Raw genomic sequence first — 22,646 nt, 5'->3', positions numbered from 1 at the left:
GCATATGACGCAGCCGCAATCCGGCACAACCGGCCCGGTGGAGCACATTCACCGGCGGTCTCTCATTGCAGCCATCGCGGCCATTTCCGCAGTCGGCATCGCCATGGGCCTCGGTCTCCCGCTGCTCTCCATCATCATGGAAAAGCGCGGCATCTCCTCCACGATGATCGGCATCAATTCCGCCATGGCCGGCATCGCCGCCATGGCCGCCGCGCCCTTCACGACGCGCCTTGCGCATGACTGGGGCACCTCCACGACCATGCTCGGCGCGATCCTGCTCGCCGCTGTCAGCGGCCTCGGCTTCTACTACATCGAGAATTTCTGGCTGTGGTTCCCGCTGCGCCTCGTCTTCCACGGCGCGACGACCATGCTCTTCATCCTCTCCGAGTTCTGGATCAACGCGGCGGCGCCGCCGCGCCGGCGCGGGCTGGTGCTCGGCATCTATGCGACCGTGCTGTCGCTCGGCTTCGCCACCGGCCCCCTCATCTTCTCGCTGATCGGCAGCGACGGCGTGCTGCCCTTCGCGCTCGGGGCCGCGATCATCCTGCTCGCCGCCGTTCCCATCTTCATCGCGCGCGGCGAGAGCCCGATCATCGACGAGAAGCCGGAGCTGCATTTCATGCGCTACATCCTTCTCGTGCCGACGGCGACGGCGGCAGTCTTCATCTTCGGAGCTGTGCAGGTGGGCGGGCTTTCGCTGCTGCCGATCTACGGCACGCGCGCCGGCTTCACCGAATCGCAGGCCGCCCTGCTGCTCACCGTCATGGGCATCGGCAACATGGCCTTCCAGATCCCGCTCGGCATGCTTTCCGACCGCATGCGGGACCGCCGGAGCCTCCTGACGATCATGGCCGCCATCGGCCTCGTCGGCGCGCTCTCGCTGCCCGTCATCTCGCATAACTGGCTGCTGATGGCGGCGGTGCTGCTCGTGTGGGGCGGCTGCGTGGCGGGCCTCTACACGATCGGCCTCAGCCATCTCGGCTCCCGCCTCACCGGCGCGGATCTCGCCGCCGCCAACGCCGCCTTCATCTTCTGCTATGCGGTCGGCACGGTGGTCGGGCCGCAGGCGATCGGCGCGGCGATGGATGTCGGCGGCAATGACGGTTTTGCCTGGGCAATCGTCGGTTTCTTCGGCCTTTACCTGGTACTTTCTCTGGTGCGGATGGTTTTCCGGCCGAAACGGGCTTGACTTTTCGGGCGCGATTTGTAGTTTCCGGCCAGATTTAAAGCCGTGGAACAGAATGGCTGTCCGCGGCTTCGTTTTTCATAAAGGCAGGACGACCATGGCCAAGGCTACCACCATCAAGATCAAGCTGCTGTCGACGGCCGACACCGGTTTCTTCTACGTGACCACGAAGAACAGCCGTACGATGACGGACAAGATGACCAAGACCAAGTACGACCCGGTCGCCAAGAAGCACGTCGAATTCAAGGAAACCAAGATCAAGTGATCCTGGGAGCCCTTTGAGGTTCGCAAAGGCGCTGGACGGAAACGTCCGGCGCCTTTTCTTTTGCCCCCTCGCCTGCAACCTCCTGCAACCGTCCGAATCGAAACGCCGCCCCCGTTTCCGGGAGCGGCGTCGAAACGGGGGTCGGTCAGGCACGACGACGGCACGAGGATTCCGTTTATGTCGTAGCTGACCGACCGACCCCACGACCCAGGAGATGCGGCGGACCTAGCATCATGGGGTAACCGGTTGTGCGGGCTTGTTTCCCGCCTATGAGTTGAGCATCGCGCGAAAGAGAAAAAAAATCAACGAATTCTTAACGCTCGCGGACCGCGTCCTTGTCTCATAGTTAACCGCCGGGCTCTGTTTTGTTCCATCGAGCGGCAGTTTCGTCATGGAAGGCGACACAGCGACGGGCAACCGATTCGATCGTGGCACGAGCAAATCTACAACCGAGGAAACCTGCCGCCCTCACACGGCCAGATTGCGAAATCTGCAAGCCGTTGATTAGCTTCATCAAAAATGAATGGTACGACATACGGCCGAAAACCTGCCGAGAGACGTCAAGTTAACATGCGTCCAGGAATGCCCGGCAACTGCCCGGAATCAAAGGTAAATGCCGGAAATGTGAATGCCCCTGTGGAAAAGCCGCTCAGGCGGCCGCGGCCACAACCCGGTTGCGGCCCGAGCGCTTGGCCTCGTAGAGCGCGGCGTCGGCACGCTTCACCAGCGCCTCGGGGCTGTCCCCTTCCGGCAGGATCGAGGCGATGCCCATGGACGCGGTGATCGGCAGGAAGACATCCGTGCCGGGAACGCGGAAGGGCTCCCGCTCGACGATCGCCCGCAGGCGCTCGGCGACGCCCGCCGCCATCTCGGCGGAGGTATCGGGCATGACCAGCACGAACTCCTCCCCGCCATAGCGGCAGGCAAGGTCCGCGCCGCGCACGGCGGAGCGCACGCGGCTGGCGAATTCGCGCAGCACGGCATCGCCCGCATCGTGGCCATAGGTGTCGTTGACCAGCTTGAAGCGGTCGATATCCGTCATGCAGACGGAGAGCGCGCGGCCGCGCGCGGTCGCGCGGTCGATCAGCAGCTTCATGTGGTTGTCGAGATAGCGGCGGTTGTGCAGGCCCGTCAGACCGTCGGTGACGGCAAGCTCGATGGTCTGGCGCACGCTGGCGCGCAGGCGGTCGTTGCAGCGCTTGCGGCGGATCTGCGTGAGGCTGCGGGCGATCAGCTCGTTGGGATCGATCGGGCGCACCAGATAGTCGGTGACACCGAGATCCAGCGCCCGCACGACCATGTCGTCGTCGCCCTGCTCGGCGATCAGCAGGATCGGCAGGAAGCGCGTGCGCTCCAGCGAGCGAAGCTGCGAGCAGAGACGCAGCGGATCATAGTCCTCGAAATTGGCGTTGACGATCACCAGCTCGTAATTGCTCTCGGCCGCCTGGAAGAGCGCGGCCTGCGGGTCGGACATGCAGGTGACGTCGGCGATGGGCTTCAGCGCGCGGGCGATGCGCTCCTGCGAAGTGGCGCGGCCATCGACGAGCAGGACGTCGCCCGGCTCGTCGCCGAGATTGCTTTCCAGCCCGTCCTCAAGGGATATCGCGCGGGCCGTCGCGGCGCGCAGGCGCAGCTCGTCCGTCAGCGTCTTGAGGCGCACGAGGCTCTTGACCCGCGACATGAGCTGCAGATCATTGACCGGCTTGGTCAGGAAGTCGTCGGCGCCGGCCTTGAGGCCGCGCACGCGGTCGGAGGGCTGGTCGAGCGCCGTGACCATGACGACGGGAATATGGGCGGTGCGCGGATTGGCCTTCAGCCGCTCGCAGACCTCGAAGCCGTCGATGCCCGGCATCATGATGTCGAGGAGAATGAGGTCGACCTGGGTGCTCTCGCAGATGGACAGGGCCTCGTAGCCGTTCTCGGCCGTCAGCACGTCGAAATATTCCGCCAGGAGCCGCGCTTCGAGCAGCTTCACATTGGCCGGGATATCGTCGACGACGAGGATGCGCGCTGTCATGTCGGCCTCACGCGTCCCCGAGATAGGTCTTGATGGTCTCGATGAACTTCGGCACGGAGATCGGCTTGGAGACATAGGCCTCGCAGCCGCCCTGCCGGATCCGCTCCTCGTCGCCCTTCATCGCGAAGGCCGTGACGGCGATCACGGGGATGACATGCAACTCGTCGTCCTCCTTCAGCCACTTGGTAACCTCGAGGCCGGAGACTTCCGGGAGCTGGATGTCCATCAGGATCAGGTCGGGACGGTGCTTGCGCGCGAGATCGAGGGCCTCCATCCCGTTCCGGGTCTGGATGGTCGCATAGCCGGATGCCTCGATGAGGTCCCGGAAGAGCTTCATGTTCAGCTCGTTGTCCTCGACAATCATGACCTGCTTGGGCATCGTGCGTCCCTGTTCCTCTCGCCGGCCTTGCAACCGTCCGGGAGATAGATAAGTTGCGGCGAAGCCGAAATCCCCCAGCCCGACCGCAGCCACGTTAGCGTCACTTGGTTGATGAAAAGGTAAATTTCCCGAAGGAAAAGGATGAAACGCCAAAAAGAAACACCCGCGCGCGAAGACGCGGATGCGACCGCCCTTTCCATCCTCGGCTGGCTGGCCGGAGAGCCGGAGCTCCTGTCGCGTTTCCTGGCGCTGACGGGTGTCGCCCCCGGCGAAGTCCGCAACGCGGTAAACGACCACGGCTTCCTTGCCGGCCTCGTCGATTTCCTCATGGAGCACGAGCCGACGCTTCTGGCTTTCAGCGCCGCGACGGGCATCCAGCCGGAGGCCGTCGTCCACGCCCATGCGGTCCTGTCCGGCCCCCATGGCGGCGGCGACTTCTGACAAGCCGGCCCCTGCGGGCCATCCTGCGCATGCCTGTGCATCGTCATGCGTTCAGCCCTTCTTCCCGTTGAGACTCGCGAATTTAGGCGGTAATGTCGCGATGTTCAATATTTGTTCCAGATCATGAGCACCGCCGACATGCGTTTTCCGGGCTTCTGCCGCGACTGCCTTGCCGGGCAGCCTGCGGGCCTGCGCCGATGCCGGGCCTGCGGCAGCCCCCGCCTCCTCTATCACGGCGAGCTCTACGACCTGACGCTCGCCCATATCGACTGCGACGCCTTCTATGCGGCAATCGAGAAGCGCGATAATCCGGAGCTCGCCGACAAGCCGGTGATCATCGGCGGCGGCAAGCGCGGCGTCGTCTCCACGGCCTGCTACATCGCGCGCATCCATGGCGTGCGCTCGGCCATGCCGATGTTCAAGGCACTGGAAGCCTGCCCGGACGCCGTCGTCATCAAGCCGGACATGGAAAAATACGTCAAGGTCGGCCGCGAAGTGCGCGCGATGATGCAGGAGCTGACACCGCTCGTGCAGCCGATCTCCATCGACGAGGCGTTCCTGGAGCTGAAGGGCACCGAGCGGCTGCACCACGATCCCCCTGCCCGCGTGCTGGCGCGCTTCACCCAGCGCGTGGAGAAGGAGATCGGCATCACCATTTCCGTCGGGCTTTCCTACTGCAAGTTCCTCGCCAAGGTCGCCTCGGACCTCAACAAGCCGCGCGGCTTTTCCATCATCGGCGCGGCCGAAGCGCTGGATTTCCTGCGCGACAAGCCGGTGCGGCTGATCTGGGGCGTCGGCAAGGCCTTTGCCGAGACGCTGGAGCGCGACGGCATCCGCAGCGTCGGCCAGCTCCAGACGATGGAGGAAACCGACCTGATGCGCCGCTACGGCGTCATGGGCAAGCGGCTCTTCCACCTGTCGCGCGGGCAGGACGACCGCGAGGTGCATCCCAACGACCCCGCCAAGAGCGTTTCGGCCGAGACGACCTTCTTCGACGACATCTCGCGCTATGACGAACTCACCGCGCATCTGCGCCGGCTGAGCGAGAAGGTCGCCACGCGGCTGCGCAAGTCCGGCATTGCCGGCCACACCGTCGTGCTCAAGCTGAAGACGGCGGACTTCAAGAGCCGCACGCGCAACCGCAAGCTCGAAGACCCGACCATGCTCGCCGACCGGATCTTCCGCACCGGCATGGAGCTCCTGCGCAAGGAAGCGGACGGCACGAAATACCGCCTGATCGGCATCGGCGTGAGCGATCTTGCCGATCCCGGCCGCGCCGATCCGCCCGATCTCGTCGATCCCGCCGCAACGCGCCGCGCGGCGGCGGAAGCCGCGATGAACACGCTGCGCGACAAGTTCGGCAAGGCGAGCGTGGAGACCGGCTATACGTTCGGCAAGAACGGCCCGGAGCGCTTTCACGGAAAGTTGACTGTCAAGACGTCGGGGAAAACCGGCGATCCCGGCGAATAAAACCCCGCCGGCCCGCGTCCTTCCCTGCATCGGGATGGCACGGATCGTGCCGACCGCGCGGGTGCATCAAGCCTTCCTTAAGCCCGATGTCCTAGGCTTGCCACCGGTTTGTATTGCGTACGGATGGGTTACATGAAGTTTCGCCTCGCCACTGGCATGAGCATTCTGGGCCTGATGCTGAGCTGCACCACCGTGCTCGGCGGAACGCTGGAAGGGCCGCTCCAGATCATGGTGTCGAAGGACCGCCAGGAGCTGAAGATCTATGACGGCGGCGTGGTGGTGGCCACCTCGCGCGTCTCCACCGGCAAGGCCGGCCACGGGACGCCGACCGGCATCTTCTCGATCCTCGAAAAGAAGCGCTCGCATTTCTCCAATATCTACGACAGCGCGCCGATGCCCTTCATGCAGCGGCTCACCTGGTCGGGCATCGCGCTGCATGCATCCAACAGCGTGCCGTCCTACCCCGCCTCGCATGGCTGCGTGCGCCTGCCGAACGATTTCGCCAAGACGCTGTTTTCCGTCACGCGGCGCGGCGGCCACGTGCTGATCACCGACGGCGAGGTCGCGCCGCAGCGCATCGTGCACGATGCGCTCTTCCGGCCCTCCGTCGTCGTGCCCGACACGCCGCTGCTTTCCGATGCGGGCCTGCGCCCCGCGCTCATCGAGGCCGGCGACAAGAGCGTCGAGGTGGCGATGACCGATCCGAAGCCGGAAATCCTCACCCCGGCCGTGGAGCGCACCGAACAGGACCCGATCCGCATCCTCGTCACCCGCCGCGGGGAGCGTGAGATGCTGCTCGACCTCCAGCGAATGCTGACGGACCTCGGCTACGATGCCGGCGTGCCCGACGGGCGCCACGGCAAGCAGACGGTCGTCGCCATCCGCGCCTTCCAGCTCGCCGAAGGGCTCAAGGAGGACGGCATGGTGACGCCGGAACTCCTCGCCGCCGTCTATGCGAAAGCCGGCAAGGGCACGCCGCCGAACGGCCAGATCCTCGTGCGCCAGAAATTCACGCCGCTCATCGAGGAGCCGATCACCATCCGCGAACCGGAGATCGCGCTCGGCACGCACTTCCTGCTCGCCCGCGACGTCGATGCCGACAAGGGCACGGCCGAATGGTACGGCGTGAGCATGGACAACCAGCTCCCGAAGGCCACCATGAAGCGCCTCCGCATCACCACCGAGGCCGACGCCGAAGCACCGGACGCCATCGCGAGGACGCTCGACCGGCTCGATATTCCGGAAGAGACGCGCAACCACATCTCCCGCCTCGTCAGCGAAGGCGCGTCGCTCTCCATCTCCGACACCGGCCTCGGCCCGGAAACCGGCAACGGCACGGACTTCATCACCGTGACCCGCAAGGTGCAGAAGGCGGATGCCGCAGTCGTGCAGGGCAAGAAGAAGAAAAAGAAGAAGTCCTCGATCACGGTCGTCAACTGAACGGGCCGGACCTCAAGCCGGCAAGGTTCTGCCGGTTGGAAAGCGCCAGCCAAGCCGTACACCGAGCGTCCCGAGGGCGATCAGAACCATGCCGAGCGCCTGCGCGATCCCGAGCGGGTGGCCATAGACGATCCAGTCGATGAGAATCGCGACCAGCGGATAGATGAAGGTCAGCACGCCGATGACCGGCGTCGACAGCTTCGGATAGGCCGAATACATGAGCACATAGGCAATGCCCGTGTGCAGGATGCCGATGCCGAGAAGCCATCCCCAGGACGCTGTCGGAATGGAACGGAAGATATCGGCAAACGGGGCAAGCAGGATGGTGCCGACAACGGTCTGGCACAAGGCCGTCACCTCCGGGCGTTGCTGCCCGAGGCCTTTCGCGAGAATGGTCGCGATCGCATAAAGCAGCGCGGCGCCAAGCGTCAGCGCGATCCCGACCACCCATGTCGTGTCGACCGCGCCGGAGGAGACGACAAGACCGCTGGCGAGAACGACGCCGATAAACGCACCGACCATCCAGACGACCTGATCGAGCGTGATCCGCTCCTTGAGGAACAGCACGCCGATCAGGACCACGAAGAAGGGCTGGATATGGTAGACGATCGTCGTCGTGGCGATCGATGTCATCGCGAATCCGGCAAAGAACGCGATCCAGCTCAGGACCATGCAAACACCGCCGAGCGCAGCCAGCGCCAGCCGGGCCGACGAAAGGTCGCGGGCCGGCAGATAGCCACGTATCAGGCACCATGCACCGAGAAAGACGGTACCGAAGGCGCACCGCCAGAAAACCGTCGTTACCGGGTCCAGTCCGGCCTCGACCGCAAATGCCCCGACCGTGCCGACGATCGCCATCGCGGCCACGAGCTTTGCGGCGGGCAAACGTGTGTCGGATGTTCTTTCCATGCTGACCTCTCAAACACGTTGAGAGGTCATATTGCGGCTTGGCACAATTCAATCAAACGAATAGATTTGGAGAACCCTATTCGTTATTCTGATAGCGCCATGACAAACCCTCTGGATATCGATCTGCTGCGAACCTTCGTTGCCGTTGTCGAAACGGGCAGCTTCTCCAATGCCGCTCCGCGGATCGGGCGCAGCCAGTCGGCCGTGAGCATGCAGATGCAGCGGCTGGAACAGGCCGTCGGCAAGCAGCTTCTGATCCGCGGTCCGAAGGCCGTCACTCCCAATGCGGCCGGATCGGATTTCCTGGTCCATGCCCGGCGGCTCCTGAAGCTGTCGGATGAGGCATGGGCAAGCGTCACGCGGCCGGAAGAGAGCGGCCGTGTCCGGCTGGGTGTTCCGGACGACTACGCGGCCTTCCTGCTGCCGCCGGTGCTGGCCCAGTTTGCGGCGGAGCATCCGCGGGTCACGGTCGAGCTCGTGTGCGAGCCCACGACCGCATTGACGAAGGCGATAGAGGACGCGCGCATAGACCTTGCCATCGTCACACGCCTAGCGGAGCAGCCCGTCGAGGTCCTGAGGCGGGAGCCCTTCGTCTGGGTCGCCTCTCCATCCCACATCGCCTGGGACGACGACCCGCTCCCTGTCGCGCTGTTCGAACCCGGCTGCACCGCGCGGATCAACGTCCTCAAAGCCCTCGCCGAAGGAGACCGCACCTACCGGTGCACCTATTCGAGCGCCAGCCTGATGGGCCTTGTCGCGGTCGTGCAGGCCGGCCTTGCCATCGCCGGTCTGGCCCTGTGCAGCGTGCCGCCTTCCCTGCGCATTATCGGAGCCAACGAGGGCTTGCCGCGTCTCGACGAGCTGGAAATCAGCATCCTGCGAAACCCGCGATCACGCAGCCCGGCGGTGGAACGCCTGAACGACTTTCTTCGCCGCGCCCTGTCATAAGGCAGGCGAAACGCCGCCGGTTCCGCCGAGGCGCTCCTTAAACGAGTTCCACGTCCAGCACGCCCGGCGTCGAGCGCATGGCTGCGGCGATTTCGGGAGAGATGCGGAAGCGTTCGTTAAGCTCCACCTCGATCTCGCGCTGGCCGCTTTCCTTGATGACGATGAAGGAGACGAGGCCGTCGCCCTTGGTGTTGAGGTGGGCGGCGATGGAGCGCAGTGGGCCGCTGTCGCGGACATAGACGCGCAGCGCCTTCTGGGTCTGGAGCGATTCCTCCTCCAGCGAGCGCAGGGTCTGGATGCGCAGGCCGATGCCTTCCGGCCGCTCTTCCGCCTGCACCGTCATGACCAGCGACTTGCCGGCCTCCAGCAGGTCGCGATACTGGTTCAGCATTTCGGAGAACAGCACCGCCTCGAACTGGCCGGAGGAATCGGAGAAGGCGACGATGCCCATCTTGTTGCCGGTGCGCGTCTTGCGCTCCTGCTTCGACGTCACCGTTCCCGCGAGCCGGCCGGCGGTAGCGCCGCGCTTCACCGCGGCGGAGAAATCGCCGAAGGTCTGCACGCGCATCTTGGCGAGGATCGGCGCATAGGTGTCGAGCGGATGGGCGGAGAGGTAGAAGCCGAGCACCTGGAATTCGCGGTGCAGCTTCTCAGAGGCGAGCCAGGGCGTATAGGAGGGCAGCGTGATGACCTCCGGCCCGGTCGCCGCCCCCATGCCGAAAATGTCGCCCTGCCCGCTCGTCTTGTTCTCCTGCGCGCGCTGGGCGGCGCCGAGCAGGCGGTCGAGGCCGGCGATCATGGCGGCGCGGTCATGGCCGAAGCAGTCGAAGGCGCCGGCGACGATCAGGCTTTCGAAGACGCGGCGATTGACGAATTTCGGATCGATGCGCTCGCAGAAATCCTCAAGGCTCCGGAAGGGCGCGTCGCCCCGCACCTCGACGATGTGCTGCACGGCCGCCTCGCCCACGCCCTTGATGGCGGCGAGCGCATAATAGATGCGGCTCTCGCCGGTCTCGAAATGGGCGAAGGACGTCTGGACGGAGGGCGGGACCACCTCGATACCGAGCCGCCCGGCATCCTGCCTAAAGTCATTCAGCTTGTCCGTGTTGGACATATCGTAGGTCATCGACGCGGCGAGGAACTCGACCGGGTAATGCGCCTTCAGATAGGCCGTCTGGTAGGAGACGATGGCGTAGGCGGCGGCGTGCGACTTGTTGAAGCCGTAGTTGGCGAACTTGGCGAGCAGGTCGAAGATCAGGTCGGATTGCGGCTTGGAAACGCCGTTCTTCACCGCACCGTCGACGAAGCGGGCGCGCTGCTTGTCCATCTCCTCCTTGATCTTCTTGCCCATGGCGCGGCGCAGGAGGTCGGCCTCGCCGAGCGAGTAGCCGGAAAGGACCTGGGCGATCTGCATCACCTGTTCCTGGTAGACGATGACGCCCTGCGTTTCCTTCAGCAGATGGTCGATCATCGGATGGATCGATTCGATCTCCTCCTCGCCGTGCTTGCGGGCGTTGTAGACCGGGATGTTCTCCATCGGGCCGGGGCGGTAGAGCGCCACCAGAGCGATGATGTCCTCGATGCAGTCCGGCCGCATGCCGATCAGCGCCTTGCGCATGCCCGCGCTTTCCACCTGGAACACGCCGACCGTCTCGCCGCGCGAGAGCATCTCGTAGGTCGGCGGATCGTCGAGCGGCAGGCTTTCCAGCTTCACCTCGATGTTACGCTTGCGGATGAAATCGACGGCGGTCTTGAGGACGGTCAGCGTCTTGAGGCCGAGGAAGTCGAACTTCACGAGGCCGGCCTGCTCCACCCATTTCATGTTGAACTGGGTGACCGGCATGTCGGAGCGCGGATCGCGGTACATCGGCACCAGCTGCGACAGCGGCCGGTCGCCGATCACGATGCCGGCGGCGTGGGTCGAGGCGTGGCGGTAAAGGCCCTCGATCTTCTGGGCGATGTCGAGCAGGCGCGCGACGACCGGCTCCTTCTCGGCCTCCTCCTGCAGCTTCGGCTCCTCCTCGATCGCCTTGTAGAGCGGCGTCGGATTGGCCGGATTGTTCGGCACGAGCTTGCAGATCTTGTCGACCTGACCATAGGGCATTTCGAGCACGCGGCCGACGTCGCGCAGCGCCGCGCGGGCCTGGAGCGAACCGAAGGTGATGATCTGCGCCACCTGCTCGCGCCCGTATTTCTGCTGCACGTAACGGATCACCTCTTCGCGGCGGTCCTGGCAGAAGTCGATGTCGAAGTCGGGCATCGAGACGCGTTCCGGATTAAGGAAGCGCTCGAAGAGCAGCGAGAAGCGCAGGGGATCGACGTCGGTGATGGTCAGCGCATAGGCGACGAGCGAGCCCGCGCCGGAGCCGCGGCCCGGCCCGACGGGGATATTGTGCTGCTTGGCCCATTTGATGAAGTCGGCAACGATGAGGAAGTAGCCGGGGAACTTCATGCGCTCGATGACGCCGAGCTCGAAATCCAGCCGCTCGCGATAATCCTCCTCGCTATAGCCGGGCGTCAGGCCGAGCAGCGCCATGCGGCTCTCCAGACCTTCCACGGCCTGCCGGCGCAGTTCCGCCGCCTCGGCGCGTTCGGCCTCCTCCGGGTCCGCCGTCGCGCCGGTGAAGCGCGGCAGGATCGGCCCGCGCGTCTTCAGCACGAAGGAGCAGCGCCGGGCGATCTCCACCGTGTTCTCCAGCGCTTCCGGCAGGTCGGCGAAGAGCGCCGCCATGTCCTTGCGGCTCTTGAGGTAATGGTCCGGCGACAGGCGAAAGCGGTTGTCGTCCGACACCATGGCGTTGTGCGCCACGGCCATGAGCGCATCGTGGGCATCGTAGTCGTCAGGCGCCGGGAAGAAGGGCTCGTTGGTCGCCACCAGCGGCACGTCCCGCGCATAGGCAAGCTCGACCATGCGCCGCTCGTGCTGCCTGTCGTAGCGCCCGTGGCGCTGCAACTCGATATAGAGCCGGCCGCCGAAGACGCGCTTCAGCGCATCGAGACGGGCTTCTGCGACAGCCGGCTGGCCGGCGAGGTAAGCCATGTCGATCGGGCCGCCCCGCGCCCCGGTAAGGGCGATCAGCCCCTCCGCCCCCTCTTCCAGCCAGCGATAGGCGATGTGGATCGCCTGGTTGCCCTCACCGCCGAGATAGGCGCGGCTGACGAGGTCGACGAGCCGCGCATAACCGGCATCGCTCGCCGCCAGCACCACGATGGACGGCAGCTTCTGGAGATGCGCCTGCGGGCCGCGCCGTTCCCCCTCGCCTTCGTCTTCCATGTCGATGGAGAGCTGGCAGCCGATCAGCGGCTGGATACCCTCGCCGACCGCCTTCTGCGAGAATTCGAGTGCGGCGAAGAGATTGTTCGTGTCGGTGATGGCGATCGCCGGTTGCTGATCTGAAGTTGCCTTGCCGATGATCTTCTTGATCGGCAGGGCGCCTTCCAGCAGCGAGAAGGCCGAATGCACGCGCAGATGCACGAATTGCGGCGTCTCCGCGATCTTCCCGTCGTCCGTTCTGGGTGCCTCGTCCGCCATCGCAATCGTCCTTTCAGTCAGACGGGAAGCTTAAGCGGATTCGACCCCGCCTCGTCCAGACGGTTCTTGGCTTTGCACCCGGTTTCCACGCCGGGCGCACATGGCGGAAGGCCCGCCGTCAGATGCCGAAAAGAATGACGGAGAAGCTGGCGACGAACATTGCCATGGAGGCGAATGCAGCAAGATCACGAAGAAAATCGGTCATTTTGGCTTCCTTTCCCTTTATGTTTTTAGTTTGTTCTATTTTTGTTCATGCGTCAACCAGTTTTCCACAGGCACCCGGAAAAACCTTCCGGCCGAGGGAATCTGTGAATGCCAGGACCCAGCCGGCGCATGGCGAAAGAGAGGGTTTCAAAGCTCTGTCAGACGTCGGCCGACGGCGGCGACTTCCTGTTGATTTCTCCCGTAGGGCGAGCGCAAATCGGCTGCATGCTTTCGCGGCGTGCTTTATGGTCGCCTCCACGAATGGAGGAAACATGATGAAACCCTGGATTGCCGCCCTACTTCTCTCGGTCACACTGCCCGCCGCCGCTGCGGCCGCGGACTTTCCGGCTGGTCGTATCATCGCCATGGCGAGCGGCGACTGGGACAAGGATGGTGCGCCGGATCTTGCCGTGGTGGCGACGCCCGGAGACGACGGCGGCGACGACAACGGGCTTTATGTCTGGCTCGCAAAGAAGACGGAGGGGCGCCTGACGCCGGTCCTGTCGCTACCCAATTCCGTCTGGGGCAACTTGACCCTTTACGGTCAGGAGCCGGAGCTGACGGCGCTTGCCAACGGCTCCTTCACGCTGACGACGAAGAACGACGCGGTCGGCCGCGACCGCTGGCGCCAGTCGCTCACCATTGCCTATCGTAATTTCGACTTCATCGTCGCCGGCTACACCTTCTCCTCCTACGACACGATCGCGGAGGAAGGCGCGGAGAACAGCACGAACGAATGCGATCTCAACGTCCTGACCGGCAAGGGCAAGAGCAATGGCCAGCCGGTGGCCGGGAAGGCGCAGTTCGTGCTTTTGAAGGACTGGAAGGACGAGATCGGCCGTTCGATCTGCGGGCTGGACTGATAGCCGTCAGGCCAGTTCGCGCACGAGGCCGTCCTCGATCGTCACGCGGCGGTCCATGAGGCCGGCCAGCTCGTGATTGTGGGTGGCGATCAGCGCAGCGAGGCCCGACTGGCGGGCGAGCGCTTCCAGCGCCTCGAAGACATAGCCGGCGGTCTCCGGGTCGAGGTTGCCGGTCGGCTCGTCGGCGAGAAGGACGAGCGGGGCATTGGCGACGGCCCTTGCGATGGCCACGCGCTGCTGCTCACCGCCGGAAAGCTCGGACGGGCGATGGTCGGCGCGATGACCGATGCGCATGTAGTCGAGAAGTTGGGCGGCGCGCTCGCGCGCCTCCGCCTTGGAGAGGCCGCCTATCAACTGCGGCATCATGATGTTCTCGAGCGCCGTGAATTCCGGCAGCAGATGGTGGAACTGGTAGACGAAGCCGATCTCGCCTCGGCGGATCGCGGTGCGCTGGTCGTCGGAAAGCTCGGCGCAGGAATGGCCGTTGACGAGGACCTCGCCCACATCGGGCCTTTCGAGAAGGCCGGCGATGTGGAGCAGGGTCGATTTGCCGGTGCCCGACGGGGCAACGAGCGCGACCGTCTCGCCGCTCCGCAGCGTGAAGTCCGCCCCCTTGAGGATGGTCAGCACGGTCTCGCCCTGGCCGTAGTGCCGTTCGATGCCCTTGAGTTCCAAAGCCACGCGCGCATTCATGCGTTCTGTTCCTATTCGTACCGAAGGGCCTGGACCGGATCGAGCTTCGAGGCGCGCCAGGCGGGGAAGATCGTCGCGAGGAACGAGAGCGCCAGCGCCATGACGACGACCGAAACGGTCTCGCCGGCATTCATGTCGGCCGGAAGCTGGCTGAGGAAATAGAGTTCCGGGTTGAACAGCGTCGTGCCCGAAATCCACGAGAAGAACTGGCGGATGGATTCGACATTGAGGCAGACGACGACGCCGAGCAGGACGCCGGCAAACGTGCCGACCGTGCCGATGGCCGCGCCCGTCATGAAGAAGATGCGCATGATGGCGCCGGATGTCGCGCCCATGGTGCGCAGGATCGCGATGTCGCTGCCCTTGTCCTTCACCAGCATGATGAGGCCGGAGATGATGTTGAGCGCTGCGACGAGCACGATCAGCGTCAGGATCATGAACATGACGTTGCGCTCGACCTCCAGCGCCGAGAAGAACGTGCGATTGCGCTGTCGCCAGTCGGTGATGAAGATTTGCCGCCCGGCGGCGGCCTCCAGCGGCTGGCGGAGCTGGTCGACGGCATCCGGGTTGGAGACGAAGAGCTCGATCGACTGCACGATGCCTTCGGAATTGAAGTAGAGCTGCGCTTCCTCCAGCGGCATGTAGATGATCGAGGCGTCGTATTCCGACATGCCGATCTCGAAGATGGCGGAGACGGTATAGGTCTTCACGCGCGGGTTCACGCCGAGCGGCGTGACGTCGCCCTCGGGCGCGACGAGCGTGATCTGGCCGCCGGCGCTGAGGCCGAGCTGCTCGGCCATGCGCGCGCCGATGGCAACGCCGCTGCCGGCGGCAAAGCCGACGAGATCGCCTTCCTTGATATGGTCGGAGACGGCCTTCATCTTCGCAAGGTCGTCGGCGCGCACGCCGCGCACCAGTGCGCCGGTGCCCGCCCCCGCCGTGCCGGAGGCCAGCGTCTGGCCTTCGACGAGCGGGATCGCCATCGTCACGCCCGGTACGGCGGAAAAGCGGTCGGCCAGTGCGGCATAGTCGTTCAGCGGGCTGTCGATCGGCTGGACGATCATGTGGCCGTTGATGCCGAGGATGCGCGAAATCAGCTCGGTGCGGAAACCGTTCATCACCGCCATGACGATGATGAGGGTGGCGACGCCGAGCATGATGCCGATGAACGAGAAGCCGGCGATCACCGAGATGAAGGCTTCCTTGCGTCGCGAGCGCAGGTAGCGCCAGGCGACCATCCGCTCGAAAGCGGAGAACGGGCGGTTTTTCCTGAAGACCTGAGCCTCGGTTGCGGGCGCGCCGCTCGCTGCGTCAGCCATGTTACCTCCCGTTGCCGCCGGTCCGCATCAATTGCCGGACGTCAGGCGATTGATGGCTGCCTCGATGGTCAGCGTCTCGCGTTCGCCGGTCTTGCGATCCTTGATCTCGACCTCGCCGTTCGCCACGCCGCGCGGGCCGGCAATGACCTGCACCGGCGCGCCGATGAGGTCTGCGGTGGCGAACTTGGCCCCCGCGCGCTCGTCCTTGTCGTCGTAGAGCACGTCGACGCCGGCGTTCAGCAGCGCGCCGTAGATCTTTTCGCAGGCCGCATCGCAGGCTTCGTCGCCCGACTTCATGTTGATGACGATGGCCTCGAAAGGCGCGACGGCCTTCGGCCAGATGATGCCGTTCTCGTCATGCGAGGCTTCGATGATCGCCGGCACGAGGCGCGTCGGGCCGATGCCGTAGGAGCCCATGTGCACGGTATGCTCCTTGCCGTCGGGACCCTGCACCTTGGCGCCCATGGTTTCGGAGTACTTCGTGCCGAAATAGAAGATATGGCCGACCTCGATGCCGCGGGCGGACAGGCGCTCGCCTTCCGGGATCGCCTCGAAGGCGGGTGCGTCGTGCATCTCGGACGTCGCGGCGTAGCGCGAGGTCCACTTGTCGAAGATGGCGCGCAGGCCCGCGACGTCGTCGAAATTGGTGTCCACGCCCGGAATGTCGAAATTCAGGAAGTCCTTGTGGCAGAAGACTTCGGATTCGCCCGTATCGGCGAGGATGATGAATTCATGGCTGAGATCGCCGCCGATCGGGCCGGTGTCGGCGCGCATCGGAATGGCGCGCAGGCCCATGCGCGAGAAGGTGCGTAGATAGGCCGCGAACATGCGATTATAGGCATGCACGGCGCCTTCGCGGTTGAGGTCGAAGGAATAGGCGTCCTTCATCAGGAACTCGCGCGAGCGCATGGTGCCGAAGCGCGGACGGATCTCGTCGCGGAACTTGAGCTGGATGTGGTAGAGATTGAGCGGCAGATCCTTGTAGGACTTCACGAACGAGCGGAAGACGTCCGTGATCATCTCCTCGTTGGTCGGGCCGTAGAGCATCGGACGCTCCTGGCGGTCCTTGATGCGCAGCATCTCCTTGCCATAGGCGTCGTAGCGGCCGCTTTCCTGCCAGAGCTCGGCCGACTGCAGCGTCGGCATCAAAAGCTCGACGGCGCCGGAGCGGTTCTGCTCCTCGCGGATGATGGCGTTGACCTTGTCGAGCACCCGCTTGCCGAGCGGCAGCCAGGTATAGATGCCCTGGGACTGCTGCTTGATCATGCCCGCACGCAGCATAAGCCGGTGGGAGACGATCTCGGCTTCCTTGGGGTTTTCCTTGAGGATGGGCAGGAAGAAGCGGGAAAGGCGCATATCGGGTTCCGGAGTGACTGATCCGCCCTATTCGGGGAATCGGGCAAAATGACGTTGATTTTCATGCGTTCATAAACGCTTCGCCACAGGAAGGGAACCCGGCAGGGCGGGTGGCGACATCGGCGCGAAGCACTGTCCACCGTCGTGGACGGCCCAAAGAAATGTGGCGAAAAAATGGGGCCGCAAATAACGGAAATTGCGCGCGCCTTGTCAACGGAAAAATTTTATTCCACTGTAGCAAAAATGCAAAAAAGCGGATGACAACGCCCAAGCTTTGGGCTAGTTTCAGGCCACAAAACAGGCAAGAAGTACAAATTCTCGCCAATTTCGCGGTCAAGTCTTGGGAGGATCAGATCTTTGGCGCGCGTAGACGCTGCCACCGCACAACGGATAAAGATCACGCGATACCTGTAAAACAAGGCTTTCAGCCTTGTTTTTTTTTGCTTTTCGCCCGAAGGCGCCTCTCCTCTAACAGCTTTCCCGTCCGGGTCCATGCGTCAAAGCCGCACACCGGCGGTCGCTGCGGAGATCTCCCCCACATACCGTAAGGCAAGACCGCGCGCAGGCGCTTCACGCTGGGTCGGGCATTCCCGTAAGACGGTTATTTCCCGGCAATATCCGAAGAAGGGCAATCGGAAGACTTTTTCTTCCTATCCCGGCAGTGGCGGAATGTCTTGCTTCCGGCCTGCTAACGACGCGTTAACGCCTGTGGCGGCCGCTCAGTCGTAGCTCGGATAGAATTGCGGGATCGCGTCGATGCCATAGCCGAAGCGCACCGAGAGAATATACCAGGCGCCGTAGACGATAGCGGAGACGATGGTGTTCAGCAGCATGACACGGCCGCCGCGGAACCGGGCGGGAGCGCTTTCCACCGTGCCCGGAACCACCTCGTTCGCCTCGGCCTGGGTCTTCAGACCGAAGGGCAGGACGGCGAAGAGCGTCATCCACCAGACGACGAAATAGACGGCGAAGAAGGAAAACAGCTGCATGGTCGGTCCCTTGTGACAGCGGCCCTTTTACGCCTCTCGGCGAAGAAGTTCAAACGGGCGGTCGGCGCGACGTGCTGTCACACCTCTTCCAGCTCGACCAGCGTGCCGAGGAAATCCTTGGGGTGGAGGAACAGCACCGGCTTGCCATGCGCGCCGGTCTTCGGCATGCCGTCGCCGAGCACGCGCGCGCCGCTCGCCACCAGCCGGTCGCGGGCGGCGAGAATGTCGTCCACCTCGTAGCAGATGTGATGCATGCCGCCGACGGGCGCCTTTTCCAGGAAGGCGGCGATGGGCGAGCCCTCACCCAGCGGCTCCAGCAGCTCCACCTTGGTATTCGGCAGCTCGACGAAAACCACGGTCACGCCGTGTTCCGGCAGGGCCTGAGGGGCGGAAACCGTGGCGCCGAGCGTGTCGCGATAGGTCGCGGTCGCGGCGGCGAGATCCGGCACGGCGATGGCGATGTGGTTGACCCTTCCGAGCATGCGCGTCTCTCCCATGGGGCAATTGGTCGGCAGCAAGCCCCTCATCCGGCTGCCGCCACCTTCTCCCCGCGAACGGGGAGAAGGGGATGTTGCAACGGTTTCCCGCATATCGTCTCCCGTCAGACTGGGCGAAGGAGATGTCGTGCAGGTCTACCCAACGTCGTTCGGGGCAACGCCTCGCCCCACCCTCCTTCTCCCCGTTTACAGGGAGAAGGCCGCGGCAGCGGGATGAGGGGCTGCGCGGCAATCAGACCTTCGTCAGGAACACCGTCACGACGGGCTTCTTGCCCCAGATTTCGTTGGCCGTCGAACGGACCGCGCGGCGCACGGCCTCGCGCACCATTTCCAGATCCTTGCGACGGGCGCGGGGGATGCTTTCGACGGCGCCGAGCACGGCGTCGTAGAGCGTGTCGCCCATATCCTCGCCCTCGTCGTCGAACTGCGGCAGACCGAAGGGCTCGACTTCCGGGTCGCCCATGAAGTCGTAGCGGCTGTCGAGCAAAACGCTGACGGCGACGTGGCCGACGAAGGCGAGCTTGCGGCGGTCGCCGATGCCCATCTCCTCGTAATCGCCGATGAGGTTGCCGTCCTTGAAGATACGGCCGAAGGGGGCGTGGTCCACGACCTCGGGCGCGCCAGGCGCGAGCTTCAGCACATCGCCGTTGCGCACGCGCGGCACCTCGGCGATGCCGGACTGCTCGGCAAGCTCGGCATGGGCCGTCAGATGCGCGGCCTCGCCATGCACCGGCACGACCATCTTCGGGCGCACCCAGCCGTACATCTGCTGCAGCTCATGGCGGCGCGGATGGCCGGAGACGTGCACCAGCGCCTCGGAATCGGTGACGATGTGGATGCCCTGCTCGATCAGGCCGTTCTTGATGTCGTTGATCGCCTTCTCGTTTCCGGGAATGGCGCGGGAGGAGAAGATGATCGTGTCGCCTGCGGTGAAGGCGACGTTGCGCATCTCGTCGCGGGCGATCTTGGCAAGCGCGGCGCGCGGCTCGCCCTGGCTGCCCGTCAGGATCACGACGACCTTGTCGCGCGGGATATAGCCGAACTCGTCCTCCGCGATGAAGGGCTTCAGGCCCTCCATGAGTCCGATGTCGCGCGCCACCTCCGTCACGCGCTTCATGGAACTGCCGAGCAGCAGCACCTCGCGGCCGGCGGCTTCCGCGGCCTGCGCGATGGAGCGGATGCGGCCGACATTCGAGGAGAAGGTGGTGATGCCCACCCTGCCCTCGGCGCTTTCGATGATCTTCGTCAGGCTCTCGGAAACCTCGCGCTCGGAGGGCGAGATGCCGTCGCGCACCGCGTTGGTGCTGTCGCAGATCAGCGCCAGAACGCCCTCGTCACCGAGCTTGCGGAAGCGCGCCTCGTCCGTCAGGGGGCCGAGCGAGGGTTCGAGGTCGATCTTCCAGTCGCCCGTGTGGACGACGGTGCCGAGCGGCGTCTTGATCGCCAGCGACATGGGCTCGGGGATCGAGTGATTGACGCCGATGGCCTCGATCTCGAACGGGCCGAGATTGATCCTGTCGCCCTGCTTGAAGATCGTCACCGGGATCTCGACGCGGCTGCGCTCGAAGTCGCGCTTGGCTTCCAGCATGCCGGCCGTGAAGGGCGAGGCATAGACCGGCACGTTGAGGCCCGGCCACAGCTCGTTCAGCGCGCCGTAATGGTCTTCGTGGGCGTGGGTGATGATAATGCCCTTGAGGTTCTTGCGCTCCTCGGCGAGGAAGCGGATATCGGGCAGAACGAGGTCGACGCCCGGCAGGTCCGGCCCCGGGAAGGTGACGCCGCAATCGACCATGATCCACTGGCGGTTCGTCTTCGGGCCGTAGCCGTAGAGCGCAAGGTTCATGCCGATTTCGCCGACGCCGCCAAGCGGCAGGAACACCAGTTCGTCTTCTTTTGCCATCGGGTTCAAAAAATCCTATCCAAAAAATACGTCGCCGGCCGCGATCAGGCGCGTGCCGTCGTCATCCGTCTCCAGTTTCAGGAGACCTGTATCATCAATTCCGGCAAAGCGCCCGGAAATAGAATGGTCGGGGAGATTCACGGTTATGTTTTCCCCGATGCCGCCGGCGACCCGTTTCCAGCGCTCCATGATGCCCGCGATGCCGCGCCCGCGATTCCAGAGCGAGAGCGTTTCCGCCATGGACTGGAAGAGCCAGGCGAAGAGTTCCTCGGGCGCGGCGGAGGCACCGAAATCGCGCAGCGTCGCGACCGGATAGAGCCCGGCATCCGGCGCGATGGCGACATTGATGCCAATGCCGATCACCAGGGCATGGCTGCCATCGGGCAGCGGCTCGCCCTCTACGAGGATGCCGCAGACCTTGCGCCGGTCGATCAGGATGTCATTCGGCCATTTGACCAGCACATCGGGCGCGCCGGGCGGCATGATGCGGCGAACGGCATCCTGCACGGCGACGGCGACGGCGAGTGGCAGGGAGCCGAGGCGGTCCATCGGGGCAGGATCGATCAAGAGCAGCGAGGCATAGAGATTGCCGGGCTCGGAAAACCAGGCGCGCCCGCGCCTGCCACGCCCGACGGTCTGCCGGCCGGCGGTGATCCAGAGACCGGAAAGCGCGCCCTTTCGGGCGCGCTCCAGGCATTCCGTATTGGTGGAGCCCACTTCTGCGAGCGCCTCGTGCCGGAAGTCGTCGAGCGACAACCGGCGAGGACTATCGGACCCGCTCAAAAGAAGGTCCGCGCCGCAGCTTCGGCCGCATTGCCGATCGGCCCGCCGATCAGCACATAGCCGAGCACGAAGAGGCCGGCGAGGCCGAAGACCAGCTTCAGTTCGCCCGAGGTGCGGGCGAATTCGCCGGTCGGATCGTCGAACCACATCACCTTGATGACGCGCAGGTAATAGTAGGCACCGACGACCGAGGAGAGCACGCCGATGATGGCCAGCGCATAGAGCTGCGCCTCGATGGCCGCCATGAAGACGAAGTACTTGGCGAAGAAGCCTGCCAGCGGCGGAATGCCGGCCAGCGAGAACATCATGATCGTCATCGCCGTCGCCATGAACGGATTGGTCGAGGACAGGCCCGCCAGATCGTTGATCTCCTCGACATTGCCGCCTTCCTTGCGGCGCATGGCGAGGATGCAGGCGAAGGTGCCGAGCGTCATGACCATGTAGATGAGCATGTAGAGCGCCACGCCGCGCACGCCGGCCATGGAGCCGGAGGCGAGGCCGACGAGCGCGTAGCCCATGTGGCCGATCGAGGAATAGGCCATCAGGCGCTTGATGTTGCGCTGGCCGATGGCGGCGAACGAGCCGAGAAGCATCGAGGCGATCGAGATGAAGACCACGACCTGCTGCCAGTCGGCGACGACCGGCTCGAAGGCGTCAATGACGATGCGAACCAGCATGCCCATGGCGGCGACCTTCGGGGCGGCCGCGAAGAAGGCCGTGACCGGGGTCGGCGCGCCTTCATAGACGTCCGGCGTCCACATGTGGAACGGCACGGCCGAGATCTTGAAGGCAAGGCCGGCGAGGATGAACACGAGGCCGAAGACGAGGCCGATCGAACGGCCTTCCGCTGTCAGGGCCGCGGCGATCTCCTGGAAGCCGATATGGCCGGTGAAGCCGTAGACCAGCGACATGCCGTAGAGCAGCATGCCCGAGGAGAGCGCGCCGAGCACGAAATACTTCAGGCCGGCTTCCGTCGAGCGCAGGCTCTCGCGGTTGATCGCAGCGACCACGTAGAGGGCGAGCGACTGGAGTTCGAGCGCGAGGTAGAGCGACAGCAGGCTGTTGGCCGAGAGCATCAGCAGCATGCCGAGCGTCGAGAGCACGATCAGCACCGGGAACTCGAAGCGGTCGAGCTGCTCGGAGCGGGCATGGCCGACGGTCATCACCATGGCGGTGATGGAGCCGATCAGCGCCAGCACCTTCATGAACTTGGCGAAGGCGTCGGAGACGAAGGCGCCGCCATAGGCCTGCCCCTCGCCCGTCGCCAGCACCAGCCAGAGGCCGGCGATGATGAGAACCGCGACGGCGAGCCCGGTCACGGTCGTTCCCGACCGCTCGCCCGAGAAGACACCGATCATCAGCAGGACCAGGCCGCCGACGGCGAGGATGATCTCCGGCGTCGAGAGCTGAAGGCTGGCAAGGATTGTATCAGCAGTCATGTCTTGGGTCCCGTCG

General features: G+C 64.5%; 19 protein-coding genes. 7 read left to right on the top strand and 12 right to left on the bottom strand.

The features are described 5' to 3' along the window. Positions 1 to 4 precede the first annotated feature (4 nt). Together ShzoTeo12_RS04380 and rpmG are read left to right on the top strand one after the other, a co-directional pair. On the top strand, positions 5 to 1,189 hold the full coding sequence (locus tag ShzoTeo12_RS04380; RefSeq protein WP_119258684.1) for an MFS transporter: 1,185 nt from the start codon (positions 5 to 7) through the stop codon (positions 1,187 to 1,189). 94 nt (positions 1,190 to 1,283) lie between these two features. Further along, positions 1,284 to 1,451, top strand: a complete 168-nt coding sequence (rpmG, locus tag ShzoTeo12_RS04375) for a 50S ribosomal protein L33 (protein WP_003547442.1) — start codon at positions 1,284 to 1,286, stop codon at positions 1,449 to 1,451. Between the two features lie 649 nt (positions 1,452 to 2,100). Here the strand turns inward: rpmG and ShzoTeo12_RS04370 are convergent. Both ShzoTeo12_RS04370 and ShzoTeo12_RS04365 read right to left on the bottom strand, forming a co-directional pair. After that, a complete protein-coding gene (locus ShzoTeo12_RS04370) occupies positions 2,101 to 3,468 on the bottom strand; it encodes a PleD family two-component system response regulator (protein ID WP_318911391.1) in 1,368 nt (455 codons plus the stop codon). A 7-nt stretch (positions 3,469 to 3,475) separates the two neighbouring features. Further along, the gene (locus ShzoTeo12_RS04365) at positions 3,476 to 3,847 is read right to left on the bottom strand and encodes a response regulator (protein WP_119258686.1); all 372 of its coding nucleotides are present in this window, start codon (positions 3,845 to 3,847) and stop codon (positions 3,476 to 3,478) included. A gap of 141 nt (positions 3,848 to 3,988) precedes the next feature. Here ShzoTeo12_RS04365 and ShzoTeo12_RS04360 point away from each other — a divergent pair, with 141 nt between their 5' ends. The 3 genes from ShzoTeo12_RS04360 (at position 3,989) to ShzoTeo12_RS04350 (ending at position 7,198) form a co-directional block, all read left to right on the top strand. Then, a complete protein-coding gene (locus tag ShzoTeo12_RS04360) occupies positions 3,989 to 4,288 on the top strand; it encodes a DUF3572 domain-containing protein (protein ID WP_119258687.1) in 300 nt (99 codons plus the stop codon). A 123-nt stretch (positions 4,289 to 4,411) separates the two neighbouring features. Next, complete coding sequence (locus tag ShzoTeo12_RS04355; protein ID WP_318911390.1) at positions 4,412 to 5,758, top strand: DNA polymerase IV; 1,347 nt, start codon at positions 4,412 to 4,414, stop codon at positions 5,756 to 5,758. Between the two features lie 132 nt (positions 5,759 to 5,890). Further along, positions 5,891 to 7,198: a L,D-transpeptidase family protein gene (locus tag ShzoTeo12_RS04350; protein WP_318911389.1), complete on the top strand. Its 1,308-nt coding sequence runs from the start codon at positions 5,891 to 5,893 to the stop codon at positions 7,196 to 7,198. Positions 7,199 to 7,210: 12 nt separating this feature from the next. Here ShzoTeo12_RS04350 and ShzoTeo12_RS04345 read toward each other — a convergent pair whose 3' ends face one another. Continuing rightward, entirely contained in the window at positions 7,211 to 8,056 is an 846-nt protein-coding gene (locus tag ShzoTeo12_RS04345) for a DMT family transporter (RefSeq protein WP_318911388.1), read from the bottom strand. A gap of 117 nt (positions 8,057 to 8,173) precedes the next feature. Here ShzoTeo12_RS04345 and ShzoTeo12_RS04340 point away from each other — a divergent pair, with 117 nt between their 5' ends. Next, positions 8,174 to 9,055: a LysR substrate-binding domain-containing protein gene (locus tag ShzoTeo12_RS04340; protein WP_318911387.1), complete on the top strand. Its 882-nt coding sequence runs from the start codon at positions 8,174 to 8,176 to the stop codon at positions 9,053 to 9,055. A gap of 37 nt (positions 9,056 to 9,092) precedes the next feature. On the opposite strand, the gene dnaE is transcribed toward ShzoTeo12_RS04340, so the two are convergent. Further along, complete coding sequence (dnaE, locus tag ShzoTeo12_RS04335) at positions 9,093 to 12,587, bottom strand: DNA polymerase III subunit alpha (protein WP_318911386.1); 3,495 nt, start codon at positions 12,585 to 12,587, stop codon at positions 9,093 to 9,095. A gap of 476 nt (positions 12,588 to 13,063) precedes the next feature. On the opposite strand from dnaE, the gene ShzoTeo12_RS04330 reads away from it, so the two are divergent. Next, entirely contained in the window at positions 13,064 to 13,654 is a 591-nt protein-coding gene (locus tag ShzoTeo12_RS04330; protein ID WP_318911385.1) for a hypothetical protein, read from the top strand. 6 nt (positions 13,655 to 13,660) lie between these two features. Here the strand turns inward: ShzoTeo12_RS04330 and ShzoTeo12_RS04325 are convergent, their stop codons facing one another. From ShzoTeo12_RS04325 to nuoN, 8 genes are all read right to left on the bottom strand, one after another. Next, positions 13,661 to 14,347 carry an ABC transporter ATP-binding protein gene (locus tag ShzoTeo12_RS04325; protein WP_318911384.1) on the bottom strand — a complete coding sequence of 229 codons (687 nt, stop codon included), beginning with the start codon at positions 14,345 to 14,347 and terminating at the stop codon, positions 13,661 to 13,663. 11 nt (positions 14,348 to 14,358) lie between these two features. After that, positions 14,359 to 15,666 carry a lipoprotein-releasing ABC transporter permease subunit gene (locus ShzoTeo12_RS04320; protein WP_318911383.1) on the bottom strand — a complete coding sequence of 436 codons (1,308 nt, stop codon included), beginning with the start codon at positions 15,664 to 15,666 and terminating at the stop codon, positions 14,359 to 14,361. Positions 15,667 to 15,693: 27 nt separating this feature from the next. Beyond that, entirely contained in the window at positions 15,694 to 17,022 is a 1,329-nt protein-coding gene (proS, locus tag ShzoTeo12_RS04315) for a proline--tRNA ligase (protein WP_318911382.1), read from the bottom strand. Between the two features lie 719 nt (positions 17,023 to 17,741). Beyond that, positions 17,742 to 18,011 (bottom strand): DUF1467 family protein, encoded by a 270-nt coding sequence (locus ShzoTeo12_RS04310; RefSeq protein ID WP_119258695.1) that lies wholly within the window; start codon positions 18,009 to 18,011, stop codon positions 17,742 to 17,744. A gap of 77 nt (positions 18,012 to 18,088) precedes the next feature. Next, positions 18,089 to 18,493 carry a methylmalonyl-CoA epimerase gene (gene mce, locus ShzoTeo12_RS04305; RefSeq protein ID WP_318911381.1) on the bottom strand — a complete coding sequence of 135 codons (405 nt, stop codon included), beginning with the start codon at positions 18,491 to 18,493 and terminating at the stop codon, positions 18,089 to 18,091. Positions 18,494 to 18,740: 247 nt separating this feature from the next. After that, complete coding sequence (locus ShzoTeo12_RS04300) at positions 18,741 to 20,408, bottom strand: ribonuclease J (protein ID WP_119258697.1); 1,668 nt, start codon at positions 20,406 to 20,408, stop codon at positions 18,741 to 18,743. A 15-nt stretch (positions 20,409 to 20,423) separates the two neighbouring features. Continuing rightward, entirely contained in the window at positions 20,424 to 21,191 is a 768-nt protein-coding gene (locus ShzoTeo12_RS04295; protein ID WP_318911380.1) for a biotin--[acetyl-CoA-carboxylase] ligase, read from the bottom strand. Continuing rightward, positions 21,188 to 22,630, bottom strand: coding sequence for an NADH-quinone oxidoreductase subunit NuoN (gene nuoN, locus ShzoTeo12_RS04290; protein WP_119258699.1), 1,443 nt, complete (start codon positions 22,628 to 22,630; stop codon positions 21,188 to 21,190). Before nuoN ends, ShzoTeo12_RS04295 begins: the two co-directional genes overlap by 4 nt. Between the last annotated feature and the right edge of the window lie 16 nt (positions 22,631 to 22,646).

This window comes from Shinella zoogloeoides (assembly GCF_033705735.1).
Lineage (GTDB): Bacteria > Pseudomonadota > Alphaproteobacteria > Rhizobiales > Rhizobiaceae > Shinella > Shinella zoogloeoides_A.
Note: the sequence above shows the minus strand (reverse complement) of the source record. Positions and strands in the feature narration are given on the sequence as shown.

Excerpts from the sequence above, each read along its gene's own strand:
- proS (WP_318911382.1), bottom strand. The coding sequence starts at position 17,022 with ATGCGCCTTTCCCGCTTCTTCCTGCCCATCCTCAAGGAAAACCCCAAG.
- mce (WP_318911381.1), bottom strand. The coding sequence starts at position 18,493 with ATGCTCGGAAGGGTCAACCACATCGCCATCGCCGTGCCGGATCTCGCC.
- ShzoTeo12_RS04345 (WP_318911388.1), bottom strand. The coding sequence starts at position 8,056 with ATGGCGATCGTCGGCACGGTCGGGGCATTTGCGGTCGAGGCCGGACTG.
- rpmG (WP_003547442.1), top strand. The coding sequence starts at position 1,284 with ATGGCCAAGGCTACCACCATCAAGATCAAGCTGCTGTCGACGGCCGAC.
- nuoN (WP_119258699.1), bottom strand. The coding sequence starts at position 22,630 with ATGACTGCTGATACAATCCTTGCCAGCCTTCAGCTCTCGACGCCGGAG.
- ShzoTeo12_RS04350 (WP_318911389.1), top strand. The coding sequence starts at position 5,891 with ATGAAGTTTCGCCTCGCCACTGGCATGAGCATTCTGGGCCTGATGCTG.
- ShzoTeo12_RS04360 (WP_119258687.1), top strand. The coding sequence starts at position 3,989 with ATGAAACGCCAAAAAGAAACACCCGCGCGCGAAGACGCGGATGCGACC.
- ShzoTeo12_RS04310 (WP_119258695.1), bottom strand. The coding sequence starts at position 18,011 with ATGCAGCTGTTTTCCTTCTTCGCCGTCTATTTCGTCGTCTGGTGGATG.
- ShzoTeo12_RS04325 (WP_318911384.1), bottom strand. The coding sequence starts at position 14,347 with ATGAATGCGCGCGTGGCTTTGGAACTCAAGGGCATCGAACGGCACTAC.
- ShzoTeo12_RS04365 (WP_119258686.1), bottom strand. The coding sequence starts at position 3,847 with ATGCCCAAGCAGGTCATGATTGTCGAGGACAACGAGCTGAACATGAAG.
- ShzoTeo12_RS04355 (WP_318911390.1), top strand. The coding sequence starts at position 4,412 with ATGAGCACCGCCGACATGCGTTTTCCGGGCTTCTGCCGCGACTGCCTT.
- ShzoTeo12_RS04370 (WP_318911391.1), bottom strand. The coding sequence starts at position 3,468 with ATGACAGCGCGCATCCTCGTCGTCGACGATATCCCGGCCAATGTGAAG.
- ShzoTeo12_RS04380 (WP_119258684.1), top strand. The coding sequence starts at position 5 with ATGACGCAGCCGCAATCCGGCACAACCGGCCCGGTGGAGCACATTCAC.
- ShzoTeo12_RS04330 (WP_318911385.1), top strand. The coding sequence starts at position 13,064 with ATGATGAAACCCTGGATTGCCGCCCTACTTCTCTCGGTCACACTGCCC.
- dnaE (WP_318911386.1), bottom strand. The coding sequence starts at position 12,587 with ATGGCGGACGAGGCACCCAGAACGGACGACGGGAAGATCGCGGAGACG.
- ShzoTeo12_RS04320 (WP_318911383.1), bottom strand. The coding sequence starts at position 15,666 with ATGGCTGACGCAGCGAGCGGCGCGCCCGCAACCGAGGCTCAGGTCTTC.
- ShzoTeo12_RS04300 (WP_119258697.1), bottom strand. The coding sequence starts at position 20,408 with ATGGCAAAAGAAGACGAACTGGTGTTCCTGCCGCTTGGCGGCGTCGGC.